Raw genomic sequence first — 17,272 nt, 5'->3', positions numbered from 1 at the left:
AGCGCTCTATTCTATTGCATCGGCTGCATCGGCAAGCTTGAGCAGTGGCCAATGCTGCAGCCACCCGCGCGTATGTACCCGTTGCGCGAACTGTGCATACTTCGGTCCGGCAAACGCACCGGCCGGACGCAACACACCTTGCCACAAATCCTGCAAGCCCAGTGGCGCGGCCACCTCGATGGCACCTTGTGAGCCACATCGCACGGCCACGGCCGTGGCAGTCTCCGGCCAATAGCGCAGGGCATCGGTAGCAGAGGTATAAGGTGCATCGCCATTGCGCAGGTGCATACGCGCCTGGTTGCGCACCGACCATTGCGGGCCGGGACAGCATTGCGACAGGACGGTTTCCCACTCCCGGTCGCGCTGTGGAGAACACTGCTGCGGATCGAACCAGATCACGTCGATATCACTGCGGGGCAGGCTGGCGGAACGATTATGCAAGACATCCCAGACTGCATTGCGCACGAAGCCCGCTCCTATCCAGGCATCCGGCAAATCCAGTTCACGCACCGCGTGCAGCAGTCGCAGGCGTGGCAAATCGGCCGCGATCAATTGCTGCAACTGACGCACCAGCAGCTCGTCCATCAGCGCGTCTGCGCCGCCGGCGCGGTGAGCGGCATGGCCGAACTGGGCAGTCCGAAGATGCGGTCGAACAGCAGGTTGAACAGATAGGTATAGATCATGAAGAAGACGATCAACCCAAAGTCCAGCGCCAGTGCTTGCCACAGGCTGATGCCCAGCCACCAGGCGAACAGCGGCACCAGCATCACCACCAGCCCGCCTTCAAAGCCGATGGCGTGTGCGGCGCGCCGGGCGAAGTTGCGGCCACGGCGGGGCTGGCGCGCTTCCCAGCGCTCGAACAAGGTATTGAAGATGAAATTCCAGAGGAAGGCGATGGTCGAGGACACCACCGCAGCCGCCAAGGAATGCGTGCTGTCGTGGCCGGCGAACACGGTCAGGCCGACGGTAGTGAAAATGATGGCCAAGCCCTCGAAAAGGCTGGCATAGACCAGCTTGCGTTTGAAACCTTGCATGACATTCTCCTGATACTGCAGATACGGCAGAGGCTGCGCCTGTGAATAAGACAAACTGAAACCAGCGCGCCTGGCCTTGCGATGAAAAGCATTCTATGATGAGTTTTTTGATAGAAGAAGTCGGCTTCTTTCAGTTTTACTGATAGGTTGCCGACCACCCTGCAAGGATGCTGCGATGGCTTTCTCCAGTGACAACGTCAAGGTCTTCCTGGCCGTGCTCGACAGCGGCTCCTTCTCGGCCGCTGCGCGCCAGTTGGGGCGAGTGCCCTCATCGGTGAGCATGACCATCAGCCAGCTCGAAGCGGAGCTGGACCTGCAATTGTTCGACCGTACCGCGCGCGACGCCCGCCCCACCGAACTGGCGCGCGCGCTGGAGCCGGATGCGCGCCTGCTGGCCAGCACCCTGCGCCAGCTCGATGCCCACGCGCTGGCCATGCACCAGGGGCTGGAGCGCAAGCTGACGCTGGCCATCGCACCGGAGTTGCTCTCGGTGCCCTGGGCCAGGCCGCTGGCGGTGCTGGCAGCGGAGTTTCCTTCGCTGGAGGTGGAAGTGCTGTCCTCACCGCAGGCCGACGCCATGCAAATGCTCTATGACAATACGGCGCAACTGGCGCTGGTGTTCGAGCGCCATGCCGGTGATGACAGCGAGGCTTTCCAGGAATTCAGCAGCGAGATGATGGTGGCCGTGATCGCCCCCGACCATCCGGCGCGGCTGCGCAAGAAGCGCAAATTGCGCTACGAAGACCTGTACGACATCCGCCAGATCGCCGTGGCCAGCCGCGATGCCAGCATCTCGGACCCGCGCTTTTTCCTGGCGCGCCACATCTGGCGCACCGACAACCACCTGGCCACCTTGTCGCTGGTGCGTGAAGGCCTGGGCTGGGCCTATCTGCCGCACAGTCTGGTGCAGGCGCAGATCGAGGCCGGCACGCTGGTGGTGATCGACTTCGACAACATCAGCAACCAGCAGCGCATGTGGGTGGACGTGGTGTGGAGCAAGGACCGGCCCCTGGGATTGGGGGCACAACGCTTTATCGCACTGATGCGGGAAATGGCGCCAAGCCGGCGCAAGCGCAAGTGACCCCGGCCACTCAGAATAAACTCAGTAAATCTCGATTTTTTTCGAGGTTTTCGAGCGAGATTTTGGCAGGCATTCGGCTACGATTGGATAAAAAACTCACCTACAACCTCCCGGATATGAATCCGGGCCAACGCCGGGCTGTCTCATGTTCCTCTATCTTCCTTTCCTGCTGGCCTTCCTGACCGTCCTCGGGATTTCTTTCGGCTGGAAATCATTAAGCAATAAACTATGGTTGGCAACGATGGGGCTGACTCTGTGGCGCTTCAGCCCCTACCTCCAGCTCCCCCCGGGCCTGGTCCTGTAATCGCGTCGTCCCATGGATCGCTCCGTCGTCTTCACGCCGCGTGACCCCGTCCTGCCGGGCGGGATCTTTCTCAATTGCCTGTCCCTGCTGGCCGTCAGTGGCTGCCTGGGGCTGCTGCTGTACTACCAATGGATGCTGCTGGAACCGGCCTGTCCACTATGCCTGCTGCAGCGTATGGGCATCATCCTCACCGGCATCGGGTTCCTGCGTAACCTGCGCTTCGGCGTCAAGAGTGCGCATTACGGGGTGGCGCTGCTGGGAGCGTTGCTGACCGGCGTGGTGGCCCTGCGTCAGTTGTCACTGGAGGGGATGGCGGGCCAGCAGGCGCATGGGGCGCTGATGCTGGGCCTGCATTTCTACACCTGGGCGATCCTGTTCTCGCTGGTGGCGCTGGTGGTCATCGCCGGTCTGCTGGGTTTCAAGAGCGCCGAATATCCGGCCACCCTGTTGCTGCTGCAAAGCGCCGAAGCGCCGAACGAACCGCGCCGCATTCCCTGGGGGCGGATCGTCGTGGGTGCCATCTTCGTGCTGCTGGTAGGCGCGCAGATGGTGCTCAGCATGACTGGCTGCAATCGCAGCGCCTGCGATGACAACCTGATCGATCGCCTGCAACTGCCCGGCGCAGACCAACGCAAGTCGCCATAAAAAAAAACGGAGCACACCTGCTTGCTGCAGGTGGGCTCCGATCAAAACGGCTCAAGACTAAGGCGGCCCGATAGCGCTAACACGAACCGGGCCACGCTTCCCTACCTGGTGCGTCAGAAGCGGTGCTGCATCCCCAGGGTCATACCGAACTGGCTGTTGCCAAAGGCCACGTCATCCCGCGACAGGCCCACCAGCTGATTGTTCTTGGCCTTGGCATAGGCCGTGCTCAGGTACAGGTCGGTGCGCTTGGACATCGCATACTTCAAGCGCAGCGAGTACATGATCGGGTCCGCATCCTTGGCCACGTTCTTGATGTTCTGGTAGTAGATGGCGCCGATGACCGTCATGGCAGGCGTGAACTTGTAGCTCACGCCGCCCCAGTAGAAGTCGCTGCGCTGGTCGGTGGCGCCGCTGGCCAGGGTCTTCTTGTAGTAGCGGTAGCCCAGGTTGAACTTCCAGGCATCGGCCAGTTGGTAACCCGCTGCCAGATGGGCGCTGGTGGCACGGTCATAGGCGGTATTGACGGTGGTGGTGCTGTTGTTGCGGTCATAGGTGGCGGCCAGGCTGAACGGACCCGAACCCCAACCCAGGCCGACGCCGTACTTGGCGCCATTGCTGGTCTGGCCGGCCACTTCACCGAAGCCGTACATGGCGCCGATCTTCACGCCGCTGAATTCGCCCTGGTACTTGACCAGGTTCGACACGCCGGTCGGCATCCCATCCTTGCGGCCACCGGTGGCACCGGCCGAGGTCACCCACGAATAGTTGGCCGAGTAACCCATGGGGTCGAATGGCACGATGAAGTCATAGGTGGTCGAGTAGGAGCGACCTGCCACCACACGCCCGAAGCCCCCTTCCAGGCCGACGTTGGACTGGCGGTTGAAGATCTGGTTGGCATCGCCATCGAAGCCACCGGTATCGAGCTTGAAGCCGTTTTCCAGCTGGAAGATAGCTTTGAGGCCGCCGCCCAGGTCTTCGCTACCGCGAAAACCGATGCGCGAGGTGTTCATGTTGCCCGAGCTCAAGCGCACCACGCTGTTGCCCGCGGCGTTGGCCTTGTTGAGATATTCCACACCGGTATCGATGAGGCCATAGATGGTCACCGAGGTCTGGGCCTGGGCGCCGCCGGCGGCCAGGGTAGCGAATGCTGCCAGCATACTGGCAGCGAGATGATTCCTTTGCACTGAGGTCTCCTTGGTTGAGAGCTTGATGGATTGCGTCGATACGGATGCGCCGCGCGACGTCTTCTGGTCATGCGCCCGGCCACGCGGCAAGCCGGGTGTTACAGGAGGAAGCGACAACGGGTAGTCATCGCTTCCGGGTCTTCATCGATCAAGATGAAAGGGTCAAAAAACTAAGTCGGTGTATCGCCAAAACTTAGTATTGTGAAATGCTCACCTAAGTTATTCAGAATGCCCACAGCGCCTGTTCCGGCAGCGACAACCAGTATTGGCCCTGATCCAGGCGCTGCGGTGCATAGGCGCGCAGGCCGACCGATCCGGCTGGTCCGCCCTCGACCTTGAACAGGCATTCCCAGCGGTCGCCCAGGTACATGCAGGTGGACAGCGGCAGGCGAATCGCATTGTCGGTCTGCTCGCCCGAGATACGGACCTGCTCGACGCGGATGATGCCGGTCAGTTGCTCGCCCGGCTTGGCGTCATCGCGCCCGCGCAGGGTGGCCACGGCGGTGCCGCCATCCAGTTTCAGGGTCACGCGCTCGCCCTCGCGGCTCACCACTTCGGCGGCCAGCTTGTTGTTGCTGCCCATGAATTCGGCGGTAAACAGGGTATTGGGGGTCTGGTACATGCTTTGCGGCGTCCCCTGCTGTTCGATGCGGCCATTGTTGAGCAGCAGGATGCGGTCGGAGATGGCCATGGCCTCGCCCTGGTCGTGGGTCACCATCAGGGCCGACAGGCCCAGGCGCACGATCAGTTCGCGCAGGAAGGCACGGGCTTCCTCGCGCAGCTTGGCGTCCAGGTTGGACAGCGGTTCGTCCAGCAGGATCACCTGCGGGTTGTAGACCAGCGCGCGGGCAATGGCCACGCGCTGCTGCTGGCCACCGGAGAGCTGGTGCGGATAACGTTCGCCCAGGTGACCCAAGCCCAGTTGCGAGAGCACTTCCTTGACGCGCTTGGCGATCTCGGCCGAGGGGGTTTTGCGCAGCTTCAAGCCATAGGCCACGTTGTCGGCCACGGTCTTGTGCGGCCACAGCGCATAGGACTGGAACACCAGGCCCAGGTTGCGTTCTTCGGCCGGCATCTCGAACTGGCGCGCGCCGTCGAAGACGCGGCGGCTGCCGATGTCGATGGTCCCGGCCTTGGGCGACTCCAGCCCGGCCACGGCGCGCAGCAAGGTGGTCTTGCCGCTGCCCGAGGGTCCTAGCAGGGCCACCACTTCGCCGCGCTGCAATTGCATGGAAACACCCTTGAGGATGGGGTTGGCAGAGGCGCCGGTCCCGTAGTCCAGGTGCAGGTCGTTGACGGAAAGTTCAGTCATGATGATTCCTTAGAATGCGCTATCAGGAGGCCGGCGCATCCATGGCGCCGGCCGGTGCAATTGAGAGACAGGCTCAGTCGTGCAGCTTCACGCCGAAGCGCAGCGCAATGCCCAGGCCCACGGCCACCAGCGTGATGTTGATGAAGGACAGCGCCGCCACCAGTTCCACCGCGCCCGCGGCCCACATGGAAACGATCATGGAGCCGATCACCTCGGTGCCGGGCGAGAGCAGATAGACCCCGGTGGAGTATTCGCGCTCGAAGATCAGGAACACCATCAGCCAGGCACCGACCAGGCCGTAACGCACCAGCGGGATGGTGACGTCGCGGGTGACGCGCGAACGCGAGGCGCCCACGGCACGTGCGGCTTCTTCCAGTTCCGGGCCGACCTGCAGCAGGGCGGTATTGATCAGACGCAGGCCATAGGCCATCCACACCACCGAGTAGGCCAGCCAGACCGAGAAGATGGTCGAGCGCAGGCCGCGCAGGGCGGGAATGAAGCTTTCTACCAACCATAGGGCGATGGGGTTGTCGATACCCTTCAGGGCCGAGTCCAGCAGTGAAGGAACGAACAGGAATACCCACAGGAAGGACAGGCCGGCCAACAGGCCAGGCACCGCACGCGGCACCAGCACGCTGTAGTCGAGAAAGCGCGTCACGCCATCCTGCTTGCGGTGCATGGCCAGGGCGATGGCGGTATAGCAGGCCACCGCCAGGGCGCCGCCGATGACGCCGATCAAGACCGTATTGATGATGCCGCGCACCAGCGAGGGTTGATCCCACACGTTCAACAGGTTGTCAAAGGTCAGCACCTCCAGCAGGCTCACACCATCACCCCAGTGCGAGACGAAGGTGCGCAAGCCGATGCCCGAGAGCGGAATCACGACGGTGAAAAGCAGCCAGCCGGCGATCAAGGTGAAGGCCACCCAGCGCCATTTGCCCAGCGGCAGCGCCTTCTGGCGTGCGCCTTTGCCCTTGATGGCGACGTACTTGTTGGCCGAGCGCAGCAGCCAGCGCTGCAACATCACCAACGGCATGGTCACCGCCACCAGGCACACGGCCACTGCCGCCATCAGGTGATAGGAGGGCGTACCCAACTTGTTGGTGAGCTTGTAGAGATAGGTCGGCAGCACCAGGTGGCCTTCCGGGTCGCCCAGCACCAGCACCAGGCCGAACACCTCGAAGCCGAGGAAGAACACCAGCACGCCGGAATAGGCCAGCGCCGGGGTGATCATCGGCAGCGACACGTTCAGCGCTACCTGCAGTGGCGAGGCACCGGCCACGCGGGCCGCTTCTTCGACGTCCGAACCCAGGCTCTTCAAGGCTGCCGAGGCATACAGGTAGACGTGCGGCACGTGGGTCAGGCCAGCGATGATGACGATGCTGGTGAAGGAATAGATGTTCCAGGGATCGCCCTCGAAGCCGAACACCGACAACAGATTCTTGACCCACACGGTATAGAAGCCCACCGGGCCCATCGAGACCACGTAGCCGAAGCCGATCACCATGGGCGAGACGAAGATGGGCACCATCAGTGCCGGGGCGATGAAGCTGCGGCCCGGCAAGTCGGTGCGCACCATCAGGAAGGCCAGCATCCCGCCCAGGGGCACGGCGATCAAGGCCAGGCCGGTGGCCAGCGTCAAGCCATTGATGAAGGCTTGGCGGAAATCCGGATCATCGAAGATGAAGCGGTAGGAATCGAAGGTCAGTTCCTTGACCGGTGCAAAGAACGGGGCCGACAAGAAGCTCTGGTAGAAGATCAGCAGCAGCGGCACGAAGATGGCCAGGGCCGTGAGCAGCACGACCAGGCCGCGCGGCCAGTTCAGCCGGAATCGGCGAGTCGGCGGCGCTTGCTCGCTGCGCGCTAGGGTAGTGGTGGTTTGCATGTTGCGCCTCTCGATGGGGCTGGTGGATCCGCACCGGCCAGCGATGACGGAGGTAAAACGGTCCCGATGGAGACGCCTTGCGGCGCGCTCCATGCGGATCAAACGTGACTTTTTGCGACGGTCGCCTTACTTCTTGGTGGCGTCCTTCCACTGCTTCAGGAAGTCCAGGCGCTTCTTCTGGTCCAGGTATTCCAGCAGTTCGGTGGACACCGGCATGGGCTTGAGGGAGTCGCCCAATTGCTTGGTCAGTTCGGCCGAGGTGGTGGTACCGGTCACGTCAGCGCGGATGGCGAAGAGCTGGGCATCATTGGCGATGATGGTCTGGCCGCGCTTGGAGAGCAGGTAATCCACCCACAGCTTGGCGGCATTGAGGTTCTTGCCAGCCTTGTTGATGAAGATCACGCGCGAGAGCACCAGGTTGTAATCCTTGGTGAAGGCCACGCCGATGGAAGGATCCTTCTTGGCACGCACCAGGGCGTAAGGGCCGAGGATGTTGTAGCCGATCAGGTTTTCACCGGAAGAGATGCGTTCCAGCATGGTGCCGGTGGAGGATTGCACGCGCGCCGCCACCCCGCCCATCGCCTTGGCAAAGTCCCAGAATTGCGGGTTGTATTTCAGGTCATAGGTCATCAGGCTGAAGCCGACGCCGGACTTTTCGATATCGTAGGTGGTGACCTTGTTCTTGAACTTGTCCTGCTTGCTGGTCAAGAGCTTGGTGAACTCGGCATGGCTGGTCGGCACTTCGGCTTCGCTCACCAGGCGCTTGTTGTAGACGATGGCGGCGGGCTCGAAGGTGGTGCCGTAGGCGGTGTCCTTCCAGTTGGCCCAGGCCGGCAGGGCGGCGGCTTCGGGCGACTTGTAGGGGACCGCATAACCTTCGGCGGCCAGCTTGACCTGCAGGTCCATCGAGGCCGACCACATCACGTCAGCCGTGGCGCCACCGGCCGCCGCTTCGGAGATGAAACGGTTGTAGGCTTCGGTGGAATTCATGTCGTTGTATTCCACCTTCACGGCCGGATAGAGCGCGCTGAAGTCCTTGATCAATGCTTCGGCAGCCTTGGAATCGGTGGTGCTGTAGATCACGACCTTGCCTTCCTTCTTGGCGCCTTCGATGACCTTGGCATAGTCGGCGGGATAACCGGCCGGGGTATCGGCGTGCGCCACACCGCTGAAAGTGACAGGCAAAGCGAGGGCCAGGCCGAGCGCAATGCTCAGGCGACGTTTGTGCAACATGGGTTCTCCTTGATGATGAAACGGACCTTGCGCCGGCCGGGCTGCAGAGCACGCCTGACGGCGTGTGCAGCCCTGCTTGTCAGCGCACCAGGCCCAACTCCTGGGACTGCTTGCGATAGCGCGCAACGGTCTGCGCGATGTACTCCGAGAGCGGCTTGCCGGTCATGGCAAAGGCTTGCAAGCCGCCGATGCTGCGCTGGCGATCGAATTCGGGATCGGCCAGCGCCTGCTCAAAATACTGTACCCAGCGCCGGTAATCGGCATCGCTGGTATGCGGACTCATGTAGAAGCCGCGGATGATCGGCCAGACCACGTCATAGCCTTGTTCGCGTGCGGTCGGCACATCCTGCAGCGGGCCTGGCAGGCGCTTTTCGGACAGCACCGCCAGGATCCGCACCTTGCCCTCGGCAATGAAATAGGCCGCCTCCGAGGCGTCACCCGAAATCACCTGCACGTGGCCGGCCTGCAAGGCCGCAAACGAATCGCCCCCACCCTCCAGCGCCACGAAGTGGAACTGGCGCGCACTCATGCCGGCGCGCTGCACCAGCATGGCCATCTTCAGCCAGTCCTGGCTGCCCACCGTGCCTGACAGGCCGATGGTGGTATTGGCCGGATCCTTGCGGATCGCCTCCAGCAACTGCTTCAGGTTGCGCCAGGGCGCATCGCTGCGCACCGCGATCATGCCGTGGTCGATACCGATACCGGCCACCCAGCGCACATCGTCGACGTTGGCGCGGCCATACTTGCCTTGCGCCAGTCCCAGCAGCGAACCACCGGAAAACGCCACCAGCGTCTGTGGCCCGCCGCGCCGGTGCGACACCACCGAACTCCAGGCCACCGCGCCGATGCCACCGGGCAGGTAAGCGAGCTTGAACGCCTCCTGCTGGCCCTGTTCCTGCATCACCCGGCGCAACAGCTTGCACGAGGCATCCATGCCGCCGCCTGGCTTGGCCGGGACGATGCACTCCAGCGCCAGCGCGCACGGCACCACGCACGCCAACAGACATGCGACCAGGAAAGGACGGCCAACAGAGCGCCAGCGACTGGCCCGCATGACGGTCAACAGCGCAAGAAAAGTGATGCGGGACGAACGGTACCGGCGCGGCCGGCCCCCAGGGCGGTCATGATGTGTCTCCTGCATGGTCTTTTTTGATATGGGCGCATCGTACAAGAAAAGGCTTTCAGTCGGCTTTCAGTGAAACTGACAGTGCGGCTTTCTCTCCACAGGGAACGCTGCACGTTGGCGCAATTGCGGTATCGGGCATTTCAAAGGCCGCCAGCCATCTGTTAGCATCCGCGCTGGAGACAGGCGCTACGGCCCTACCGTACTTACCTCAATAAAAGTCAAAGGCAGCATCATGCGCATCCTGCTGGTCGAAGACCATATCGAACTTTCCCGCTGGCTGGCCAAGGCCATGCGCGACGCTCACCTCACCGTCGAGTGCGCCCACAACGGCGCCGATGCCGACAGCCTGCTGCTGACCCAGGATTATGCCCTGGTGATCCTGGACCTGACCCTGCCGCGCATGGATGGCCTGGAAGTGCTCAAGCGAATGCGCGCCCGCGGCAGCCGCACGCCGGTGCTGATCCTGACCGCTCGTGGCGGCCTGGCCGACCGCGTCAGTGGCCTGAACATGGGGGCCGACGACTACCTGGCCAAACCCTTCGAACTGGAAGAACTGGAAGCCCGCGTGAAGGCCTTGCTGCGCCGCTCGCAAAGCCAGGAAGCGGTGACCGTGGCCTGCGGCGCGCTCAATTTCGATACCGTCTCGCGCACCTTCACCTATGGCGGCGAACTGCTGGCCCTGACCCCGCGCGAACATGCCGTGCTGGAAGCGCTGATCATGCGCCAGGGCCACACCGTGCCCAAGGACAAGCTGTTCCAGCAAGTGTTTTCGCTGGATGACAATGCCAGCGTAGATGCCATCGAAATCTATATCCATCGCCTGCGCAAGAAGCTGGAACACGATGGCCCCGGCCGGGTCAGCATCACCACCCTGCGCGGCCTGGGTTACCTGTTGCAGGCGGCGTGATGGGTGCAGCGGCGCGGCGCCTGGGCAACCTGCGCAGCCAGCTGGTGCGCTGGCTGTTGGTCCCGCTGACGCTGCTGGTGGCCTTGGACGCGGTCTCGGTCTACTACAACGCGCTGGAAGTGGCCGACCTGGCCTATGACCGTTCGCTGCTGGCCTCGACCCGGGCGCTGGCCGAACGGGTCTCCATTGTCGATGGCCGGGTCACGGCCGATGTGCCCTACGTGGCGCTGGACAGTTTCGAGACCGATACCCTGGGCCGCATCTACTACAAGGTCACCGGACTGAATGGCGAACTGGTGTCCGGTTACGACGACCTGCCGCCAGTGCCGGCCAACGTCAAGCGCTCGCAAGCCTATCCGGCCCTGGTGCGCTTTTACCAGGCCGATTACCACCAGCAGCCGATCCGCATCGCCGCCCTGCTGCAACCGGTGTATGACGACAGTATGCGCGGCATCGCCTTGATCCAGGTCGGCGAAACCATGGAGGGGCGCAATGGCATGACACGCAAGATCCTGTTCGACACGCTCTGGCGACAAGGCACGCTGGTGACGGTGGCGGCCTTGCTGGTGTGGTTCGCGGTGCGCTTCGTGCTGCGCCCGGTAATGCAGTTGAAGGGCGAGGTGGAGTCGCGCGCGCCGACCGACCTGTCCGGCTTCGATCCGGCCCTGGTGCATAAGGAAATGCGGCCGCTGGTATTGGCCATGAATGGCTACATGGGCCGTCTGCAGGCGCTCATCAGCGGGCAGCGACGTTTCATCGCCGATGCTTCGCACCAGTTGCGCACGCCGCTCACGGTATTGAAGACGCAATCCGAACTGACCCTGCGCGAGTTGCGCCGCGAGCACCTGGATGCCGCCGAATTACGCGAACTGGTCCAGGGCATGGCGCGCACCACCGATGCCGCCGTCCACCTGGCCAATCGCTTGCTGACCCTGGCGCGGGCCGAGCATGGCGCCGCCGAAGGTGGCACGCGGCCGCTCTCGCTCACCGATGCGGCGCGCCAGGTGGCGCTGGAGTTGTCGCAACAGGCGGTGGCGCGCGAGATCAGCCTGGCTTTCGAGGAAGAGGGCGACATCGCAATCGATGCCAATGCCTTGCTGCTGCATGAATTGATGGTCAACCTGCTGGACAACGCCATTCGCTACACCCCGGCCGGCGGCCAGGTCACCCTGCGGGTGCGCGCGGCCAGTGCGCCGGGGCAGCCGACCTGCGCCCTGCTGGAAGTGGAAGACAATGGCCCCGGCATTGCGCCGGCCGAACGCGCACGGGTGTTCGAACCGTTCTACCGGGCCAGTGCCACCCAGCACGTCAATCCAGAGGGGACCGGGCTGGGGCTGTCCATCGTGCGCGAAATCGCCGCCATGCACCACGCCAGCGTGACGCTGGACACGCCGGCACTGGGAAGCGGGCTATTGGTGCGCATCGCCTTTGCGGGCGGCGTGGAAGTACGGGTGTGAACAAGCCCTAGAACTGTTCCCAGTCGCCATCATCGGCGGCCATGGCCTTGTTGGCGCCCTTGGCGCTGGCCGCAGAAGCGGCGGCGGCTGGCTTGGCCGGCAGCGCCTTGGGAGTCGGCACTGTCGGTACCTGCTTGGGCGCAGCAGCAAGCGGCTTGTGCGGCGCCGGGGTAGGGGCTGGGGTGGGCTTGGGTGCTGGCTTGCGCGCGGCCTGCGCACGCCCGGCATCGTTGCTGCTGAGTTTGAAGACGCTCACCGTCGCGGTCAGTCGCGAGGATTGTTCCTGCAAGGATTGCGCAGCCGCTGCCGCTTCTTCCACCAGGGCCGCATTCTGCTGGGTCACTTGATCCATCTGGGTAATGGCATGGTTGATCTGCTCGATGCCATCGCTCTGTTCATTGCTGGCCGCCGAGATCTCGGCCACCACGTCCGTGACCCGCTTGACGCTGGCCACCACTTCACCCATGGTGCTGCCGGCCTGTTCCACCAGGCGGCTGCCATTGTCCACGCGCGTGACCGAGTCGTCGATGAGGGCCTTGATCTCCTTGGCGGCCGAGGCGCTGCGCTGGGCCAGCGTGCGCACTTCGGACGCCACCACCGCAAAGCCGCGCCCCTGCTCGCCGGCCCGGGCCGCTTCCACCGCCGCATTCAAGGCCAGGATATTGGTCTGGAAGGCGATGCCATCGATGACGCTGATGATGTCCACGATCTTCTTGGAAGCCTCGTTGATCTCGCCCATGGTCTGCACCACCTGGCCGACCACGCTGCCGCCCTGCACCGCCACTTCGGAGGCGGTGGCGGCGAGCTGGTTGGCCTGGCGTGCATTGTCGGCGTTCTGCTTGACGGTGGAGGTCAGCTCTTCCATGGCCGATGCGGTTTCTTCCAGCGCACCGGCCTGTTCCTCGGTACGCGAGGACAGGTCCAGGTTGCCGGTGGCAATCTCGGAGGACGCCGTATTGATGGTATCGGTCCCGCTGCGCACCTCGCTGACGATGCGGTGCAGGCTCTCATTCATGGTCTTGAGCGAGGCCAGCAACAGGCCGGTTTCATCCTTGCTGGTCTGGCCGATCTGCACCGTCAGGTCGCCCTCGGCCACGGCGCTGGCCACCTTGACGGCTTCATTGAGCGGACGGGTGATGGAGCGGGTGACCAGCCAGGCGGCCAGCGCGCACAGCACGATGGCAATGCCCGACAAGACCAGCATGAGGGTGACGGCCGAAGAAGAAATTTCCTTGCCCTGGGCCACGCTGGCATCCATCAGGGATTTCTGGTAGTCCACGAATTTGTCGAGCACCCTGAAATATTCGTCCTGCCGCGGGATGACTTCCTTGAAGAGATACTCGATGCCCTCGTCTTTCTTCTGTTGCTTGATCAGATCGCGCAATTTGTCGCGCGGACCGCTGTAGGCATTGCGGGCTGCGATCAGGTCCGCGAACATTTCCTTGCCCTTGGGCGTGTTGATCATCTTTTCGAGCTTGCCCAATGCCTCGACGGTGCGACTGCTATTTTCCTGGCCGGCGCCCAGGTATTTGGCGGCTTCCTCGGCATTGCGCGCCAGCAGTGCATTGCGCAGGTTGCGCGCGGCAGCGTTGACGTTGTCGCTAACGTCATTGGTCAGCGAAATCTTGACGTAGCGGTCATCGACGATCTGACTGGTGGCTTCACTGACGCCGGACAGGCTCTTCATTGCGGTGCCGGTGATGAGGCACATGACAGCGATCAGAATGGCAAAGCACACTGCCAGGCGCACGCTGATCTTCACATTCTTTACGTTCATTACAATCCCCCGATTGATGCTGATGAGTTTTGCGGGTGGATAGTGTTGCCACGCTCGATCCGCAAAAGCCGATTCCCCCGCGGCAACAGGTCTTGCCATGATGCCGGCCCCATACAGAACTGCAGCAAAAAAGCCGCCGTCCAGTTGATACTGAACGGCGGCTTTTCAAAAGACTTAAGACCAAGGTCTTAAATTATCACTTCATGGGATCAAAGGAAGTCACCGATGGCTGCAATCACCGCATTGCGCACCGACCCGCTGACCACGAAATCATGCGCAGCCTGCACGTCATCATGGAACCAGCGATCCCCATCCAGGCAGGCCGGAATCTGGCGGCGGATTTCCGCATAGGCGGCCTGCGTGCCCTGGCCCAGCGTGAAGTCTTTCAACAGATCTTCGGTCATGGTCAGCGCCTGCGCCGCCAGCAGCATTTCCACGCCGACGATGTACTGGGTGTTCTGCACCACCGTCATGGCCTTGCGGGCGCACCAGGTAGAGTTGGAGATGTGGTCTTCGCTATTGCCCTTGGAGGGAATGCTGTCCACGCTGCCCGGCATACACAGGGTACGGTTTTCCATCACCAGTGAACTCATCGAGCATTGCACCACCGGATAGCCGGTATTGACGCCACGGATGCCGCTCATCAAATTGCGCGGCAAGCCCCACGACAGGGTCGGGTCGATCAGGCGCGCGATGCGACGCTCGCAGATGCTGCCCAGGTCGGTGATGGCCATGGCCAGCAGATCCATGGCCTGGGCCAGGTACTGGCCGTGGAAGTTGCCCCCGGAAATAATTTCGAAACCTTCGCCATCCTCCTTGTTGAAGATCAGCGGATTGTCGGTGGCGGAGTTGGTTTCCTTCTCGATGATGGTATCGATATAGTCCAACGCATCGAACACCGGACCATACACCTGCGGTGCGCAGCGCAACGAATAGACGTCCTGGATGCGGGCGGTATAGGGGATGTCGGTGCGGCGCAGTTCATCGGGCAATTGCACGGCGCGGGCGTCATGCGTGGTACGGGTGGAGCCTTTCAGGAGCGTGCGGATCACCGCCGCTGTCTTGATCTGTCCGGCATGGGGACGCGCCTGCTGGATGCGCGCATCGAAGGCCGACATCTCGGCGCGCATCGCCTCCAGCGTCAGGCCCAGCGACAGGCAGGCATCGGTCAACAGCTTGCGGGCGTCGTGCGCGGCCAGGATGGCTACCGCCAGCGAGGCGGTGCAACCATTGATGAGGGCCGAGGCATCCTTGGCCTTGAGGTCGAATTTCACCGGCCCGATACCGGCCTGCTCGATGGCTTGGGTAGCGCGCATCCGCTGGCCCTGGTACATCACTTCGGCTTCATCGAAACCGGCGATGGCCGCCGCCAGGTAGGCCAGCGGCGCCAGGTCGCCGGACGCGCCGACCGAGCCCTTCTGCGGCATGATGGGATGGATGCCGGCATTGATGAAGGCCAGCAGGCGATCCACCACTTCCACGCGCGGCGCCGAATAGTTGGAGGCGAAGGCATTGGCGCGCAACAGCATGGTGGCGCGGCTGACTTCCTCGGAGAAGGGTTCGCCGATGCCGGCGCTATGGGCGCGGATCATCTGGGTCTGGAACAGTTCGATGTGCTCGACCTTGATGCGGGTGTCCTTCAACAGGCCCACGCCGGTATTGAAGCTGTACATCATGGGCGCTTCATCGTGCATCCAGGTGCTTTCGATGTAGTCGCGGCTTTGCTTCAAGGCCGCGCGGGAAGACTCGGCCAGGGCCACCTTCAGATGCGGTGCGCGGGCGACGCTGACCACTTGCGCCGCGGTGAGCGTGAAACCATCGATGGTGATGGTATTGGTATTGATAGGCATGGGGAGGCTCCTTGATCCGTCTATGAGGGGTTCCTGAGCGCGACGGCTCAAGGCTGGAATTGTTCGACCAGATGACTGAACACCTGGGCAGCGATGCAGGCGTCGTCCGTGGTCATGGTTTCATCGGGGTGATGGCTGATGCCACCATTGCCACAGCGCACGAAGAGCATGGCCACCTCGCACAGCGGCGCCAGCGCCATGGCGTCGTGACCGGCACCGGAAGGCAGATGACGCACCGGCCAACCGACGGCCTCGATGGCCTGAGCCAGTGCCGCCTGCAAGCGCGGTGCGCAGGGCACGCTGGCGGCCTCGTGGGTCCGGCGCAGCACCACCTCGACCTGGCGCCGGGCCGCGATGCGCTCGATCTCGGCAGTGACGTCGGCGACTGCGGCCAGGCGGTCGCCATCGTCCTCGGCCCGGATGTCGATGGAAAAACTGGCCAGGCCCGGCACCACGTTGGCCGCGCCCTGCACCACGTCCAGGATGCCCATGGTCCCCACCAGTCCCGGCTTGATGCCGCAGCGACGCTCGATGTACAGCCCGATCTCGGCGGCGGCCATGGCGGCATCGCGGCGCAAATGCATGGGCACGGTGCCGGCGTGTCCGGCCAGGCCGCGCACTTCGCCCATGAAGCGGGTCGCGCCCGAGATTGCGGTCACCACGCCGACCGGCAAGTTCTCGTTCAGCAATATCGGGCCCTGCTCGATATGCACCTCGACGAAGGCCGCCACCGAACCACGCGGCCAGGCGTCGGCAGCAATGCGGGCCGGATCCAATCCCACGGCCTGCATGGCTTCACGCATGGAGATGCCGGCGCTATCGAGATGGTCCAGCACTGCCTGGTCAAAGCTACCCGCCACCGTGCGACTGCCCAGCAGGGTGGCCTTGAAGCGCACGCCCTCTTCCTCGGCAAAGCCGATCACCTCGATCGGAAACGCAAAGCGCCGCCCCGCCCGGTGCCACTGGGCAATGCAAGCCAACGGCAAGACGATGCCCAGGTTGCCGTCATATTTGCCGGCATTGCGCACGGTATCGAAGTGCGAGCCAGTGACCAGGGCCGGGGCCTGTTCATGGCCGGCCGCGGCTTCGTAGCGGCCGATCACGTTGCCGGCATTGTCGCGCCGCACGCTCATGCCGGCCTGCTCCATCCAGTGCGCCAGTTCGCTGGCGGCGGCCTGGTGCATGGGCGTGAGGTAGGTCCGGGTCAACATGCCGGGCGTTTCCGTGTGCCGGGCCAGTTGTTCGGCCCATTGCATGGCCTGCTGGCCGGCCTGGCGAAAAGGCTGCGCCATGGCATGGATGGCATTCATTCACGTCTCCTCGTGCTCGCCCGGCTCCGGGATGGATCGGGACTCGAAAAAATTCGTCTTTTTTATTGTATTCAAAAATTGTATGCAATATAGTGATCTCGCGCCACCGGGAGCAAAAAGATCACCTGCGTTGGCAACATTCCAAAAAACAAGTCAAGGAGACAACG

14 protein-coding genes are annotated in these 17,272 nt (G+C 63.0%); 4 read left to right on the top strand and 10 right to left on the bottom strand.

All coding sequences use genetic code 11. The features are described 5' to 3' along the window. Positions 1–6 precede the first annotated feature (6 nt). Both I5W_RS27530 and I5W_RS27525 read right to left on the bottom strand, forming a co-directional pair. Positions 7–585: a nucleotidyltransferase family protein gene (locus I5W_RS27530; protein WP_044531650.1), complete on the bottom strand. Its 579-nt coding sequence runs from the start codon at positions 583–585 to the stop codon at positions 7–9. Continuing rightward, positions 585–1,034, bottom strand: coding sequence for a PACE efflux transporter (locus I5W_RS27525; protein ID WP_017449968.1), 450 nt, complete (start codon positions 1,032–1,034; stop codon positions 585–587). The genes I5W_RS27530 and I5W_RS27525 overlap by 1 nt, the downstream gene beginning before the upstream one ends. Positions 1,035–1,209: 175 nt before the next feature. Here I5W_RS27525 and I5W_RS27520 point away from each other — a divergent pair, with 175 nt between their 5' ends. Further along, the gene (locus I5W_RS27520; protein WP_017449969.1) at positions 1,210–2,115 is read left to right on the top strand and encodes a LysR family transcriptional regulator; all 906 of its coding nucleotides are present in this window, start codon (positions 1,210–1,212) and stop codon (positions 2,113–2,115) included. Positions 2,116–2,431: 316 nt separating this feature from the next. After that, entirely contained in the window at positions 2,432–3,064 is a 633-nt protein-coding gene (locus I5W_RS27515) for a disulfide bond formation protein B (protein ID WP_044531649.1), read from the top strand. A 113-nt stretch (positions 3,065–3,177) separates the two neighbouring features. Here I5W_RS27515 and I5W_RS27510 read toward each other — a convergent pair whose 3' ends face one another. From I5W_RS27510 to I5W_RS27490, 5 genes are all read right to left on the bottom strand, one after another. Beyond that, the gene (locus I5W_RS27510; protein ID WP_083893643.1) at positions 3,178–4,248 is read right to left on the bottom strand and encodes a porin; all 1,071 of its coding nucleotides are present in this window, start codon (positions 4,246–4,248) and stop codon (positions 3,178–3,180) included. Positions 4,249–4,471: 223 nt separating this feature from the next. Continuing rightward, a complete protein-coding gene (locus tag I5W_RS27505) occupies positions 4,472–5,560 on the bottom strand; it encodes an ABC transporter ATP-binding protein (RefSeq protein WP_044531647.1) in 1,089 nt (362 codons plus the stop codon). Between the two features lie 73 nt (positions 5,561–5,633). Further along, the gene (locus I5W_RS27500) at positions 5,634–7,445 is read right to left on the bottom strand and encodes an ABC transporter permease (protein ID WP_017449974.1); all 1,812 of its coding nucleotides are present in this window, start codon (positions 7,443–7,445) and stop codon (positions 5,634–5,636) included. Positions 7,446–7,571: 126 nt separating this feature from the next. Beyond that, positions 7,572–8,678 carry an ABC transporter substrate-binding protein gene (locus tag I5W_RS27495; protein WP_044531646.1) on the bottom strand — a complete coding sequence of 369 codons (1,107 nt, stop codon included), beginning with the start codon at positions 8,676–8,678 and terminating at the stop codon, positions 7,572–7,574. 79 nt (positions 8,679–8,757) lie between these two features. Beyond that, positions 8,758–9,732 (bottom strand): Bug family tripartite tricarboxylate transporter substrate binding protein, encoded by a 975-nt coding sequence (locus tag I5W_RS27490; RefSeq protein WP_044531645.1) that lies wholly within the window; start codon positions 9,730–9,732, stop codon positions 8,758–8,760. 304 nt (positions 9,733–10,036) lie between these two features. Between I5W_RS27490 and I5W_RS27485 the strand changes: the two genes are divergently transcribed. Both I5W_RS27485 and I5W_RS27480 read left to right on the top strand, forming a co-directional pair. Beyond that, positions 10,037–10,711 carry a response regulator gene (locus tag I5W_RS27485; RefSeq protein ID WP_017449977.1) on the top strand — a complete coding sequence of 225 codons (675 nt, stop codon included), beginning with the start codon at positions 10,037–10,039 and terminating at the stop codon, positions 10,709–10,711. Further along, on the top strand, positions 10,711–12,168 hold the full coding sequence (locus I5W_RS27480; protein WP_044531644.1) for a sensor histidine kinase: 1,458 nt from the start codon (positions 10,711–10,713) through the stop codon (positions 12,166–12,168). The genes I5W_RS27485 and I5W_RS27480 overlap by 1 nt, the downstream gene beginning before the upstream one ends. 7 nt (positions 12,169–12,175) lie before the next feature. On the opposite strand, the gene I5W_RS27475 is transcribed toward I5W_RS27480, so the two are convergent. From I5W_RS27475 to I5W_RS27465, 3 genes are all read right to left on the bottom strand, one after another. Continuing rightward, positions 12,176–13,945: a methyl-accepting chemotaxis protein gene (locus I5W_RS27475; protein ID WP_044531643.1), complete on the bottom strand. Its 1,770-nt coding sequence runs from the start codon at positions 13,943–13,945 to the stop codon at positions 12,176–12,178. A 209-nt stretch (positions 13,946–14,154) separates the two neighbouring features. Next, a complete protein-coding gene (locus tag I5W_RS27470; protein ID WP_044531642.1) occupies positions 14,155–15,795 on the bottom strand; it encodes an HAL/PAL/TAL family ammonia-lyase in 1,641 nt (546 codons plus the stop codon). A 47-nt stretch (positions 15,796–15,842) separates the two neighbouring features. Beyond that, positions 15,843–17,105, bottom strand: a complete 1,263-nt coding sequence (locus tag I5W_RS27465) for an allantoate amidohydrolase (protein ID WP_017449981.1) — start codon at positions 17,103–17,105, stop codon at positions 15,843–15,845. Positions 17,106–17,272: the final 167 nt, after the last annotated feature.

Origin of the sequence: Herbaspirillum sp. B65 (genome assembly GCF_000333555.1) — a bacterium.
GTDB classification, from domain to species: Bacteria; Pseudomonadota; Gammaproteobacteria; order Burkholderiales; family Burkholderiaceae_D; genus Herbaspirillum; species Herbaspirillum rubrisubalbicans.
The sequence above is the reverse complement of the archived record's forward strand: the minus strand, read 5'-3'. Positions and strand labels throughout refer to the sequence as shown.